The 14398-nt window shown below is 38.3% G+C and carries 12 protein-coding genes; all 12 read left to right on the top strand.

All coding sequences use genetic code 11. The features are described from left to right. The first annotated feature begins 2 nt into the window (after nt 1-2). The 12 genes from LG329_RS07630 to LG329_RS07575 all read left to right on the top strand — a co-directional run bounded on the left by LG329_RS07630 (nt 3) and on the right by LG329_RS07575 (nt 14382). A complete protein-coding gene (locus LG329_RS07630) occupies nt 3-1163 on the top strand; it encodes a family 43 glycosylhydrolase (RefSeq protein WP_404455473.1) in 1161 nt (386 codons plus the stop codon). A gap of 23 nt (nt 1164-1186) precedes the next feature. After that, on the top strand, nt 1187-2488 hold the full coding sequence (locus LG329_RS07625; protein WP_404455470.1) for an alpha-glucosidase/alpha-galactosidase: 1302 nt from the start codon (nt 1187-1189) through the stop codon (nt 2486-2488). Between the two features lie 750 nt (nt 2489-3238). Then, nucleotides 3239-4657, top strand: coding sequence for a PTS mannitol transporter subunit IICB (locus LG329_RS07620; RefSeq protein ID WP_404455467.1), 1419 nt, complete (start codon nt 3239-3241; stop codon nt 4655-4657). A 466-nt stretch (nt 4658-5123) separates the two neighbouring features. Next, entirely contained in the window at nt 5124-7232 is a 2109-nt protein-coding gene (locus LG329_RS07615; RefSeq protein WP_404455464.1) for a BglG family transcription antiterminator, read from the top strand. 15 nt (nt 7233-7247) lie between these two features. Further along, nucleotides 7248-7685, top strand: coding sequence for a PTS sugar transporter subunit IIA (locus LG329_RS07610; protein ID WP_404455462.1), 438 nt, complete (start codon nt 7248-7250; stop codon nt 7683-7685). Then, a complete protein-coding gene (locus LG329_RS07605; protein WP_404455459.1) occupies nt 7686-8846 on the top strand; it encodes a mannitol-1-phosphate 5-dehydrogenase in 1161 nt (386 codons plus the stop codon). A gap of 79 nt (nt 8847-8925) precedes the next feature. Continuing rightward, nucleotides 8926-9099 carry a putative holin-like toxin gene (locus LG329_RS07600; RefSeq protein WP_404455456.1) on the top strand — a complete coding sequence of 58 codons (174 nt, stop codon included), beginning with the start codon at nt 8926-8928 and terminating at the stop codon, nt 9097-9099. 373 nt (nt 9100-9472) lie between these two features. Beyond that, nucleotides 9473-9580: a putative holin-like toxin gene (locus LG329_RS07595; RefSeq protein WP_404455453.1), complete on the top strand. Its 108-nt coding sequence runs from the start codon at nt 9473-9475 to the stop codon at nt 9578-9580. A gap of 313 nt (nt 9581-9893) precedes the next feature. Continuing rightward, nucleotides 9894-10433: a GNAT family N-acetyltransferase gene (locus LG329_RS07590; RefSeq protein ID WP_404456484.1), complete on the top strand. Its 540-nt coding sequence runs from the start codon at nt 9894-9896 to the stop codon at nt 10431-10433. Nucleotides 10434-11227: 794 nt separating this feature from the next. Then, the gene (locus tag LG329_RS07585; RefSeq protein ID WP_404455450.1) at nt 11228-12508 is read left to right on the top strand and encodes an ABC transporter substrate-binding protein; all 1281 of its coding nucleotides are present in this window, start codon (nt 11228-11230) and stop codon (nt 12506-12508) included. Between the two features lie 84 nt (nt 12509-12592). Continuing rightward, complete coding sequence (locus LG329_RS07580; protein WP_404455447.1) at nt 12593-13543, top strand: carbohydrate ABC transporter permease; 951 nt, start codon at nt 12593-12595, stop codon at nt 13541-13543. Beyond that, entirely contained in the window at nt 13540-14382 is an 843-nt protein-coding gene (locus tag LG329_RS07575) for a carbohydrate ABC transporter permease (protein WP_404455444.1), read from the top strand. The genes LG329_RS07580 and LG329_RS07575 overlap by 4 nt, the downstream gene beginning before the upstream one ends. Nucleotides 14383-14398: the final 16 nt, after the last annotated feature.

Raw genomic sequence — 14398 nt, 5'->3', positions numbered from 1 at the left:
ATATGAATATTACTAAAGTTGAAAGTGTAGAAGTAACGACGGTGATAAACAAAGTCCCACTTCTACCTAAGAAAGTAAATGTTGAATTCAATAATGGTATAAACGCAGACCTAGATGTAAAATGGGATACAATCAATTGTGAACAATATGAAGAACCTGGCAAATTCACTGTAGGTGGTAAACTTCAAATGCAAACGTATCCAAATCCATTAGTTGAGCAAAGGGCAGATCCATATATGTATAAACATACCGATGGCTACTATTATTTCACTGGATCTCATCCTGAATATGATCGTATCGTCCTACGAAGAGCAAAAACAATAAAGGACCTTTCAAACGCTGAAGAGTCAGTTTTATGGACAAAACGTGATAGCGGAATTATGTCCATTCACATATGGGCACCTGAAATCCATTTCATTGATAATAAATGGTATGTTCATTATGCAGCAGGAGATAAAGATGATATATGGGCAATTCGGCCGTATGTTTTGGAAAATAGTTCCGAGAATCCCTTTGAGGGAGAATGGATTGAAAAAGGACAAATTAACACAGAATTTCAAAGTTTTTCATTAGATGCAACTACCTTTGAGCATAACAGAAAACGGTATTTGGTATGGGCTCAAAAGGTTGATAATGATACAATCTCAAACCTTTATATTGCCGAAATGAGTAATCCATGGACGATAAAAAAACAGGTACTACTATCGACGCCAGAATTTACATGGGAACAAGAAGGGTTTTATGTGAATGAAGGTGCAGCTGTTATCAAGAGAAATGGAAGAATTTTTATTTCCTATTCTGCTAGTGCAACGGATGACCGTTATGCAATGGGCCTGTTAACTGCTGCTGAAGATAGTGATTTATTAAATCCATATTCATGGTCAAAGTCAAAAGATCCCGTGTTTACTTCAGATGAAGAAACAAATGAATTCGGACCAGGTCATAATAGCTTTACAGTTGCTGAAGATGGTATTACCGACATACTTGTTTATCATGCCCGTCCTTATAAAAAAATTGAAGGAAATCCATTATACGACCACAATCGTCATGCACGGGTACAACAACTGTTTTGGAAAAAGGATGGAACTCCTTATTTTGGTTCTCCCGGTCAAATTATTAATACGGCAGGTCAAAAAGTTCTGGCTAGAATTAGCGTAAAATAGCATATTCTAAGTGGAGGGTTTAAATGTCTAAAATTACATTTTTAGGAGCAGGTAGTACAGTTTTTGCAAAAAATGTACTTGGAGATTGCATGACAGTGGATGCTTTACAAGATTTTGAATTCGCCTTATTTGATATAGACCATGAGAGATTAAGAGATTCAGAAAATATGTTAAAAAATTTAAAAGAGAATCTGGACTCTACCGTAAACATCGTGGCATATACAGATCGGAAAGAAGCTTTAAAAGGCGCGAAATATGTGATTAATGCAATTCAGGTTGGCGGCTATGATCCAAGTACGATTGTTGACTTTGAGATTCCTAAAAAATACGGTCTCCGCCAAACTATTGCAGATACAATTGGCATTGGCGGCTTGTTTAGAAGTCTTAGAACAATCCCCGTTATGATGGACTTTGCAAAAGATATGCAGGAGGTCAGTCCGGATGCCTGGTTCTTAAATTATACTAATCCGATGGCCGCTCTTACGGGAACAATGCTTCGGCATACTGGAATAAAGACGGTAGGTTTATGTCACAGTGTACAAAATTGTGCAGATCATTTGTTAAAAGATTTGAATATGCCAACAGACAATATACAGTGGAAAATTGCTGGGATTAATCATTTAGCCTGGTTACTAGAAATTAACCGGAACGGAAAAGACTTGTACCCAGAAATTAAAAAAAGAGCAATGGAAAAACAAAAGGAAAAGCATGATGATATGATTCGATACGAATTAATGCTGCGATTTGGTTATTATGTAACAGAATCCTCTGAGCACAATGCGGAGTATCATCCTTACTTTATCAAAAGTAAGTACCCAGAATTAGTCGACCGTTTCAATATTCCATTGGATGAATACCCACGACGTTGTGTGAATCAGATTGAAGGTTGGAAAAATATGCGCCAGGATTTGGTTAATGACAAAAGTGTGACACATAGCCGTACGCATGAATATGGTTCCTATATTATAGAAGCAATGGAAACAAATAATCCGATTAAAATTGGTGGAAACGTGTTAAATACAGGTGGTTTAATTAGCAATTTGCCAGAAAAAGCATGCGTAGAAGTCCCATGTCTGGTAGATGCCAGTGGTGTAACACCTACTTATGTAGGTGAGTTACCCGAACAACTAGCGGCTTTAAACCGTACCAATATTAATACACAGTTACTTACCATTGAAGCTGCAATGTCTGGAAAAAAAGAACACATTTACCAGGCGGCGATGTTAGATCCACACACTTCAGCAGAGTTGTCCATTGATGACATTGTTGCCTTGTGTGACGATTTGATTGAAGCGCATGGAGACTGGTTGCCAGAGTATAAGTAGATTTATTATAAGTTAATCGTTAAGCCCATCATTCACTTGGTTGTTGATGGGCTTGTTTTTGTTATTTCTGGTCCGGGAATGCGTAATCCTCTCTTGAGTTGCTGACTTTACTGGAACAGAATTATTTATCGATGGTGCCGGGTCACTGTTATGATGATGTGTTTGTTTGTTGGAGTGAACATGAAGTGTAAAGCTATCAGAAGAATTATATAATTAGTCTTGAAAATAACCGAACGTTTATTCTAGTTCAAATAGCTACTAGTTGTTACTTTTGTCGTTTACCAAAACCTAAAGAAGTAACCGCCCCGAGCAAGGTCAGCGATTACTTCTTTAACGTAAACAACACAAATTAAGTTGGCCAACTGCTCTTAATGCAGTTTGTCGTTGCTAGTACCGAGTAGTTAGCGCTACTCGGTACCTTATTATAAGTGTATTATATTTCTTATTAATTATACTGTCAACTCAAGGGAGCAACCCAAACCCCGGACACACTCCCTCACAATAAAAAAGGAACATGACAACAAATTCAAGTTCCCCCCAATCGATCGACCCCGGGGGATAACCGATTGAACTCCCAACAACCATACAACTCCAACTTTCTTGTATCATTCACTCACTTCTACAAAGCCTATTATTAAATTGTGTCAACATCTTCTTTGACAAAATGCTGTTTAGAAGTGATTGATAATAGCTTTGTAAGCGCTGTACTATAAGGGTATAGAGAATTATCACAAAAGGAGAATTTATAATATGGCTAATAAAGGATTTCGCGCTAAAGTACAGCGTTTTGGTAGTTATTTAAGCGGTATGATTATGCCGAATATTGGTGCGTTTATTGCCTGGGGTATTATTACTGCTTTATTTATCCCGGATGGTTGGTTGCCAAATGAGGATTTGGCAAAACTGGTAGATCCAATGATCAAGTATTTATTGCCGCTGTTAATTGGTTTCACTGGTGGACGCATGATTCACGGTTTACGTGGTGGAGTTGTAGGTGCTACGGCTACAATGGGTGTTATTGTTGGGGCAGATATCCCAATGTTCCTTGGAGCGATGGTAATGGGCCCGCTTGCTGGGTATTTGATGAAAAAGGTTGATGAATTATTTCAGGATAAAATTCGTTCTGGATTTGAAATGCTTTATAACAACTTCTCAGCGGGTATTTTAGCGGCAATCTTGGCAGGTTTTGCCTTGAAAATTATTGGGCCTGTAGTAGAGGCATTGAATAATGTACTCGCTTCTGGTGTTGAAGCAATTATTAATGCTGGACTCTTGCCACTCGCAAATATCATTATCGAACCAGCTAAGATCTTATTTTTAAATAATGCTATTAATCATGGAATATTAAGTCCAATTGGAGTGGAACAGTCAGCAGATATTGGCCAATCTATTCTATTTCTATTAGAAACAAACCCAGGTCCTGGATTCGGTATTCTGCTTGCGTTTGCTGTCTTTGGAAAAGGGGCATCAAGAAGCTCTGCACCAGGTGCGGCGATTATTCAATTTTTTGGTGGGATACACGAGATTTATTTCCCATATGTTTTGATGAAACCTTCATTGATTTTAGCAGCAATCGGTGGTGGCGTAAGTGGAGTGTTCATGTTCACACTCTTTGATGCAGGGTTAGTAGCAGCAGCGTCACCAGGAAGTATTTTTGCCATATTGGCACTGACACCACAAGGCGGTTATCTTGGTGTTATCGCAGGTGTTGTTGTAGCAACAGTAGTTTCTTTCCTGATCGCATCATTAATTTTGAAAACCAGTAAAGTGAAAGACGAAGATATGTCTGAAGCGACTAGCAAAATGGAAGAAATGAAAGGGAAGAAAAGTTCTGTATCTGACGCGCTAAATCAACATGATAAAGAAACACCTGTAGAAGAAAAGAATCCAGATGAAGTGAATAAAGTTATATTTGCCTGTGATGCGGGTATGGGTTCAAGTGCGATGGGTTCTTCATTGTTAAAAAATAAGTTTAAAAAAGCGGATATTGATGTTTTTGTTACCAATAAAGCAATCAATGAAATCCCGGATGATGCGGATATTGTTATTACCCATAAGGATTTAACCGATCGTGCAAAGGCTAAGATACCAGCTGCTGAGCACATATCTGTGGAAAACTTCTTGAACAGTCCGAAGTATGACGAGTTAGTGGAACGTCTTAAAAATTAAGGTTATTTTCTAAAAATGTTGTTTTTGTTACAAAATATATATGACTGTAACGTAAGTGCTATGTTGATTTCCACTGCGGACAGTTGCTTTCCGCGGGCACGGCTTCAGCCTCCTCGCGGAAGAGCGCCGCTGCGGGGTCTTCAGACTCGTGCTGTTCCCGCAGGAGTCAACTGTCCTCCGCTCCAATCAACAGCCATAATAGTGGGAATTCATGCTCTAAGCAATAAAGTGATTATTATCATTCCATTATTGGACACCACCCCAGCGGAGGAAATACACGTAGACTCCTGCGGGAAAAGCGAAGACGATGAGACCCCGCAGTAAGCGGTTTTTGCTTGCGAGGAGGCTCAGCGCAAGCCCGCGGAAAGCGTAGTGTATTTCCGGAGCGGTATGTTAGGACACAATTTTAAACAAGTATTAAATAGCAACAAGATCCAAAATTAATCCCAACAGCTTTGCAAGGGAGGTGAACAGTTTGTATATAGCGGCCCGCGTGCGAAAGGTGATAGAGCATTTACTGCATGCGCAAGAAGATATATCTGTAAAAAAAGTCGCCGAAATGCTTGGTGTAAGTGAACGAACCATCCACAGGGATTTGAAAAGTGTTGAACAGCTTATTTTTGATCATAACCTGGAGCTTGTGAAAAAGGCCGGAGTGGGACTTCGCATCATTGGCGATGAACGTGACAAACAGCAATTGGAGTCACAACTTGTAAGCAGGATAACTTCTGAATTCACACCAGAAGAACGTCAGTCGCTGATTCTATCATCACTTTTTGAAACGAACGAGCCAATCAAACTGTTCGCACTTGCAAATGAATTACATGTAACAATAGCAACTATTAGCAATGATCTGGATCAATTAGAAGAAGAATTAGCGACTTATCACCTTGAACTTATTAGAAGAAGAGGATATGGCGTCAAAATAGAAGGAAATGAAACGGATAAACGATCTGCAATCAGTCAGTTGATTACCAAGTACGTGGATCCATTTGAATTCGTTTCCCTGTTAAAAGAAAACATCCAGAAAAAATCGGAACATCCGTTAAATGCTATTTCCAATCGGCTACTCGGTTTGGTTAATCCAGAAAAGTTAAGCATCATTGAAAAAAGAGTGGACGAAGCAAGAGATGAATTGCCGCATGATTTGGCAGATAGTGCTTATATTGGATTGGTTGTTCACCTTGCACTCGCTATGGAACGACTTCGAAAAGGAGAAAACATTACATTTGATCAAGCGTATTTGAAGCAAATAGAAGGAACGAAGGAATACGAAATCGCAGAAAAGGTGATTCGAGATCTGGAAGTATCCCTAAATATGACTATCCCAGAAGATGAAATAGGGTATATTACGATGCACCTGATGGGAGCCAAATTGCGGATTGATCAACATTATTTAATAGAAGACTCCAGTATAGATATTGCTTACAAAGCAAAACAATTAATTAATTTTATCAGCACAGAGTTGGACACCGATGTAACCGAAAATGCCACTTTACTGAAGGATTTGGTCGCACATTTAAAACCAACGATTTACCGGCTGAAGCAGGGCATGACGATTAAAAATCCAATGATTGAGGAAATTAAGCGTAATTACGATGACCTTTTTCAATTGATAAAGGAAGGTGTTCGCGAAACGTTTCCTGATATGGATTTTCCGGATGATGAAATCGGTTATCTCGTACTACATTTTGCAGCTGCTTTATTGCATGATGAAAAAGAATCAGATATACAGGCGCTCGTTATCTGTTCGAGTGGGATAGGTACAGCGAAAATTCTCGCTACGAAGCTCATGCAAAATGTTTCTGAGATCAAATATGTGGAAAATAAGTCGATGTTTGATTTGAATAAGGCAGATACAGTTGCATATGACATCATTGTTTCGACTGTTCCTTTAAAGGGCTTCGACCGGGAATATATTGTAGCGTCGCCAATGTTAACGCAAGCGGAGGTTCAACAGGTGGAGAAGGCAATACGACAAAAGAAGCTTGTGAGGAATCCGAGGGTTGCTGGAAAGCAGAAACAGGAAGAAGTAGCACGTACGGATTTCCTTTCACAACTAGAAGCAACGCAGATTAATTCAAAAATAATAGTGGAGTTGCTGAAGGCTTTTTACGTTAGGCAAATATCTGGAAAACAAACGATGGAATCTATTTTGCGCGAGATTTGCACAGAATCAGAAGAAAGCCAAGTGGTCATAAATAAGGAAAACGTTTTTGAAAAACTGCTGAAAAGGGAACAAATAAGTGGTCTTGGAATTCCGAATACCTCACTTGCACTTTACCATACACGTTCCAATGATGTGGTTAAACCAAGCTTTACGATTTATTCACTTGACCATCCATTAACCGTTCAAGGTATGGACGGCGATGAGGTAGTAATGGAAAAGGTGTTGATCATGCTGGCGCCTGAAGATACACAGGCAGAAGTGTTGGAAGTGCTAAGTTTTCTCAGTAGTTTAATTATCCAGAGTCAAGAAAGCATGAAATTGTTTGAGTCAGGTAACGAAGCTCAAATTAGAAATTTTCTATCTGAACAGTTTCATACATTTTTACATGAAAAAAATCTATTATGAGGAGTGCATCTAGTCATGACAAAAGAAGTATTAAGCAAAGATAATATTGATTTAAATGTAACGTTAAGCGGAAAAGAGGAAGCGGTTCGTTATACGGGCGAAATCCTTGTGAATAATGGTTATGTTGAAGCGTCCTATGTTGATAAAATGCTGGAAAGAGAAGAATTAACCTCTACATTTATGGGTAATAATGTCGCAATCCCACATGGTACAGAGGATTCCAAAGGGTCGGTTATTGAAACTGGACTTTCTGTTGTAACGGTTCCAGATGGTGTTGATTTTGGTGATGAAAATATTGTTAAAGTGTTAATTGGTATCGCAGGAAAAGGTGACGAGCATTTAGAAGTTCTATCTAAAATTGCGATCGTTCTGTCCGAAGAAGAAAACATCCAGAAAATACTGGATACAAAATCAAAAGAAGAAATCATACGTCTTTTTGATGAGGTGAACTAAATGTTAGCAGTGCATTTTGGCGCAGGGAACATAGGCCGGGGATTTATTGGGGCTCTGTTATACCAAGCAAATTACCATACAACATTTGTTGATGTAAATGACGCGGTTATTCAGGAATTAAACGAAAAGCAGCAATACAACGTTGTATTAGCTGCTGAAAACAGTGAACAGCTAACCGTGAAAAATGTGTCAGGAATTAATAGTGTGACAAATCCAGATCAAGTTATCCAAGCTATTGTCGAGGCGGATATTGTGACAACCGCTGTAGGACCAAATATTTTACCGGTGATTTCCGGATTAATCGCAAAAGGGTTACGCGAACGGGTGAAAGTAAACCCGCAGCCGTTAAACCTTATTGCCTGTGAAAACATGGTAGGCGGAAGCGCGCTTTTAAAAGAAAAGATAGTAGAAAATTTAACAGAAGAAGAGTTGGCATCCTTTAATAATCTCTTCGGTTTCCCTAACGCAGCTGTCGACAGGATTGTTCCAAACCAGGTAAATGATGATCTCTTGGAGGTTTCCGTTGAACCATACTATGAATGGGTCGTGGAAGAGCCGGCAATCAAAGGCGAAAAACCAGCTATCGATGGTGTTACATATGTAACAGACCTCACGCCATATATTGAACGGAAGTTATTTACTGTCAATACTGGTCATACAATCCCTGCATATATTGGCCGTTATATGGGTTACGAGACAATAAACGATGCAATGAAAGATCAAACTGTGCAAAAAATCATCAAAGGTGCGTTAAGTGAATCCGGTGAAGCCCTAATCCAAACGTACGATTTCAACAGAGAAGAACACCAAGCATATGTGAATAAAATTATTCAACGGTTTATGAATCCACACATTTCCGATGAGGTTACCCGAGTAGGAAGGGGACCGATTCGTAAGTTAGGACCACAGGATCGTTTAATTCGTCCAGCTAGCCTTTATATGAAAGTTGCAGATAAACCAGCCACCTATCTTGCAAAAACAATAGCTGCCGCTTTAGAATATATAAACGAACAAGATGAAGAAGCGGTTAAGTTACAACAAATGATTGCTGAAAACGGTTATAGGAAAACCTTGCAGACCGTTTCTGGATTGGATGATGAGGCTCCGCTAATTGAGGTTGTATTAAAGGAATTGAATGAGATTAAGGAATTGAAAGGTTGATGGAACCTCCTAGGATTTGGGGGTTTTAGAGGCTTTTAATTAACTAGGTACTTAGCATAATAATGGATCAGCGACATGAATGGTATTCTGGCGCTGGTCTTTTTCTATTTTAGATGGGATTTGTGTTAGTGTTCTTGTGTTTGTCTCCCGAGTTTTCGAAGCATTAAGTCTGGTAGCACAATTTGGTCTGGTTCAAATAGCTACTATTACTCTTATTGTGACTTTTGTCGTTTACCTAAAGCAAAAGAAGTAATCGCCCCACTGACCAGGTCGCGTTTACTTCTTTTTAGGTAAGTCAGCTAGATTGTTGGCCAACTGCTATTATGCAGTTTGTAGTTGCTGGTGGCCGAGTAGTTGACGCTACCCGGTACCTTATTATAAGTATATTATATTTCATATTAATTATCTGTCAATGTGTTTGCTTATTGGAAGTAAACATGAAGTATAAGTTGTCAGAAAAATTACGTTGAAAGTGTGAAAAAACGAAAAATAACCGAACGTTTATTCCCTTCATGCTACTATTCTATAAATAGTTATGATAAAATAAATCTAGTAACTACATAGGTATTGTGGGCGGTTGGCCATCTTCCTTATTTCTTAAGTCCCTTAAGATGGGAGGTGGTGGGATGACGACATTCGAAGCATTAAGTCTGGTAGCACAATTTGGTTTAGTTCAAATAGCTACTATTACTCTAATTGTAACTTTTGTCGTTTACCTAAAGCAAAAGAAGTAACCGCCCCCCTGACCAGGTCGCGTTTACTTCTTTTAGGTAAGTCAGCTAGATCGTTGGCCAACTGCTCTTAATGCAGTTTGTAGTTGCTGGTGGCCGAGTAGTTATCGCTACTCGGTACCTTATTATAAGTATATTATAATTTCAAATAATTATACTGTCAATGTGTTTGGATTATATGGTCGTTACAAAATATGTGAAAACTGACCTGCCCTACTCCTTGACCCCCAAATCTTTTTCAATGCTTCACCCAATACAGTGATATCAATTTCCGAGATTAGGTATTATTAGGTCAAGAAAGGTTGGATAAAAGATGATAATTGAAGGTAGTCAGATATTTTTGAAACCACTTGATGACAGCCATGTCGAAGCTACTCTGGAATTAGAAATAAGAAATCGTGAATTTTTCGAGCAATATTCCATTGAGAGGGATAATGATTTTTATACACTGGAAGGCCAGGCGGAAAGAATACAAGAAAAGAAAGAATATAGGGAACAGGGCAAGAGTTATCACTTTGGAATTTTCACAAAAGAAAGCCGGGAATTAATCGGCGAAATTGGTTTGTTTAAAATAGAAAGAGGTCCTGCGCAAAGTGGTATGGTTGGATACTCTCTTGATAAAGGTCACAATGGAAATGGGTATATGACAGAAGCAATTAAATTAATTGTTAACTATGCGTTTGACACATTGAGTCTCCATCGAATTGAAGCGGGTGTAATGCCACACAACCTTGGCTCGATAAGGGTATTAAAGAAATCCGGGTTCCATCAAGAAGGAATTGCAAAGAAGAATATAAAGATTAACGGAAAATGGCAAGACCATCAAATGTTAGCAATAATAAATCCTGGCGATTAAATCTGCAATCACGTTTTAAAAAAACTGTGTGAAGGGGTGGGAAAACTATCGACTTTAATTGCTAATTAAAAACCTCGTTAGCCGGAACTGGCGGACATACGGTTCGCTATTTCTATTAATCCAGTGATTATGAGGAGTTATGCGGACTTACAATCACTTATTTAACATATATCAAAGTAAAATAGGGTCATTCCCTCCAAATAAGGAACCTGGTGTCCGATTAACACCTTAATATTAATTGTTTTCTATAAATAACGTATCTGATGTCCGCGAAAATAATTTCATTGTTCAAGGTCTTTCTTTAATGTTTATGATAGGTAACGGTACCCGTTATTATCAGACAGAATAACCTCTTTTTAATTCCATGTTATCCGCTCTCCACGGTTTAGAAATCGGTTTCTATAAAATTAAACAATTTTGTTAGATCACCTTTCTCTACTACTGTTTCTATTAACCTTCTTCCATCGCAATTTCGGCGTGTGCGCGAAACAAATTAACACTCTGAAGGAACTAAATACCCTTACTTAACAACGTTTTAAGGCAGATTATATTTTTAAAATCTAGTGAATTTCCATTTATTAAATTATTAATAATTATTTGAAAAGTCTGTTGCATTTTCAAAAGCTAAGGTTTATAATCTTCATTGAAAGCGGTTTCGTATAACTATTTTCGAAACCGGTTTCCATCATATGAATAATAGCTTAACTACTTTATATTCCAAGGTGGTGAATACATAACTAGGGTCACGCTTGAAACAGTTGGGTAATTCAAAATCTGAAGGGGGAAATTTTAGGATGAAAAACATGAAAAAATGGCTTGTATTAGGGTTTACATTAATCATGGCATTTTCACTTGTTGCATGTAGTGAAGAGGGTGGAGAGGCTTCAGGGAATGAAAAGGTAGAGTTAAACTTTTGGACGTTTGGCGCCACTGGTTATGAAGAGTTAGCAAAAGAGTATGAAAAACAGAATCCAAATGTAACGATTAAAGTAAAAACCTCTGAAACTGCAGCCCATCATGATGCATTATTCACAGCTTTATCTGCTGGAAGTGGGGCACCTGACCTTACAATGTTAGAAGTTGACCAACTTGATCGTTTTAAAGTAGCGCAAGATAGATTTACAAACTTGTATGACCTTGGTGCTAAGGATGTTCAAGATAAATACTTAGAGTGGAAATGGAATGTTGGTGAAAACGCTGAAGGTGATTTCTTGTTCGGACTTCCTACCGATATTGGTCCAAAGGCTTTATATTATCGTACAGATGTATTTAAAGCTGCTGGATTACCAACTGACCCAGTTGAAGTTGCAGCACTGATTGATTCTCCAGAAGCATTTAAAGAAGCTGGATTGCAAGTCAAAGAGAAAACTAAAAAGCCTTTTGTTGATAGTATAGAAATGGCATACAGAGCATATTTAGATCCTGCAGTTGAAACATATTTAAATCCTGAGGGAGAATTGTTGATTGATGAAGAAGGTAATGCTGTTAAGAAAGCGTACGACTATGCAGTAGAATTAAATGAAGCTGGTCTTGTAGGTGATTTCAAATTGTGGTCCCCTGAGTGGGCAAGCGCCGTAAACACTGGTGGATTTGCTGCTGAACTAGGTGCTTCATGGTTGAAAGGGTGGATGGAAGGAAATGCTCCAGACGCTGTAGGTAAATTTAGAGTGGCGACATTACCAACTGAATTTGCTGCAAACTGGGGTGGATCTTATATTGCAATTCCGAATGAAACCGAGAATGCCCAAGCAGCTTATGACTTTGCTGAATGGTTAGTATCTCCTGAAAATCAATTGAAGTCATTCAAAAGCAATGGATTATTCCCGTCTGCTCCAGCTGTATATGAAATGGAAGAATTCAAAACTAATGAAGATAAGTTCTTTGGCGGACAAGTAACATCATCTGTTTTTGCTCAGGCTGCACAAGATATTGAAGGTGCTGTTTACAAAGGTGAAAAGTACTTTCCTATTCACCAGGAAATTCTTAGTGCCTTACAAAACGTACAAGCTGGTGGAGACCCAGAAGAAGAATGGGACGCTGCTGTTCAACGTGCTAAAGATTTAGTTAGCCGCTAATAATTCGTTTAATAATTCTATTGGATATGGTGCTCCAGGCATCATATCCAACCTTTACCAGGTTACGGGGAGCGGGGAATAAAAATGGTTTCTACAAATGAAAAAGCAATTAAAAAGAAAAGGTTCGTGTCAGAAGAAAAGAAAGACATGATCTCGGGTTACTTATATATTGCACCCTTTTTCATTATATTTGGCGCTATCGGGCTTTATCCAACATTGTTTAGTATGTATTTGGCTTTTCAGGATTGGAATGGATTAAGTCCAATGATTTTTGTAGGGTTAGACAATTTCAGGGTAGTTTTAGCAGATCCTTTGTTTTGGAAATCAGTTTATAACACGATTGTTATCGGATTAATGGGGACTGCCCCTCAATTAGTTATTGGAATTGTACTAGCTTTCTTATTAAATTTATCGTTTCTTCGTTTTAGAAATTTCTTTCGAGTTACGATTTTCATGCCTTATATTACGTCAATGGTTGCGGTAGCTCTCATTTTTAGTGTTCTATTCAGTAATAATGAAACAGCACTAGCAAACTATGTATTAGGTATTTTTGGCTTCGACCCAGTCAACTGGGAGACATCCGAGTGGGGTGCAAAGATAGCCATTTCGATTATGGTGTTCTGGAGATGGCTTGGGTATAACACGATTATATATCTTGCCGGAATCCAAAGTATTCCAAATGATTTATATGAAGCGGCAACGATTGATGGAGCAAACAAATTTCAACAGCTTCTTTACATAACAATGCCACTGCTGAAACCGTTTATTCTGTTAACTGTGTTTTTCTCTACCGTGGGGGCGCTGCAATTATTTGCGGAACCAACTGTATTTTTGGGTACTTCAGCCTTTACAAGGGATGAGGCAATGACTGTTGTTATGTACTTATATCGTGATGCGTTTAAATTGCAGTCTTTTGGAACGGCTTCTGCGACAGCTGTAATTCTGCTGATTATTATCATCGTATTTTCAGCGATTAATACATTATTGGCTTCGGGTGCTGGTAGGAAGCAGAAGAAAAGGAGTGTGGGAAAATGAGTAAAATAGCTGGAACGAAGAAGTTTTCACTAAGTACATTGTTTGTTTATTCGTTTTTGTCGCTGACAGCATTATTTTCTCTTTTTCCCTTTTATTGGATGTTTGTTATGGCGACACAACCAAGTGCGGCATATAATTCAATTCCGCCTACAATCACACCCGGAACGCTATTGGTTGAAAATTTTCAAAAGGTTTTAGGAGCAATTGATTTCTTTCAAGCAATGTTGAATACAATTATCCTGTGTACAACGGTTACAGTTGTTGTATTGCTTATCAGTTCATTAGCAGGTTTTGCATTTGCGAAATTTAAATTTCCAGGAAAAAACATTCTATTTATAGCAATCCTGTTAACAATGGTTATTCCGCCGCAGTTAGGCTTAATTCCCCAATATTTCTTAATAGCTAAAGCTGGATTGCTAGATACGTTACCTGGGGTAATGGTTCTATTTTTCCTAAATCCGTTGGGGATATTCTTAATGAGACAATATGTAAGCGGATCTGTGCCGGATGAGCTGATTGAGGCTGCTAAATTAGACGGATGTAACAATATTACTACCTACCGTAAAATTGTATTGCCAATTATCTTACCGGCATTTGCAACTCTAGGAATAATTGTCTTTACTGCTGTTTGGGGAGAGTTCTTATGGCAGTTTACCATATTAAGAGATCCTGAAAATTATACGATACAAGTAGCTTTGGCAACCTTAAGTAATACATTTAATGTAGATTTTGGAATGATTTTATCTGGTGTTTTTTGGGCGACAGTCCCACTGATTATAATCTTCCTATGCTTTAACCGGTTGTTTATTTCAAGTATTACGGATGGAGCTGTTAAATAGGCTTATTCTTTGGAAT

The sequence above is a fragment of the Virgibacillus necropolis genome (genome assembly GCF_044793635.1).
GTDB lineage: Bacteria > Bacillota > Bacilli > Bacillales > Amphibacillaceae > Virgibacillus_F > Virgibacillus_F necropolis_A.
Note: the sequence above shows the minus strand (reverse complement) of the source record. Positions and strands in the feature narration are given on the sequence as shown.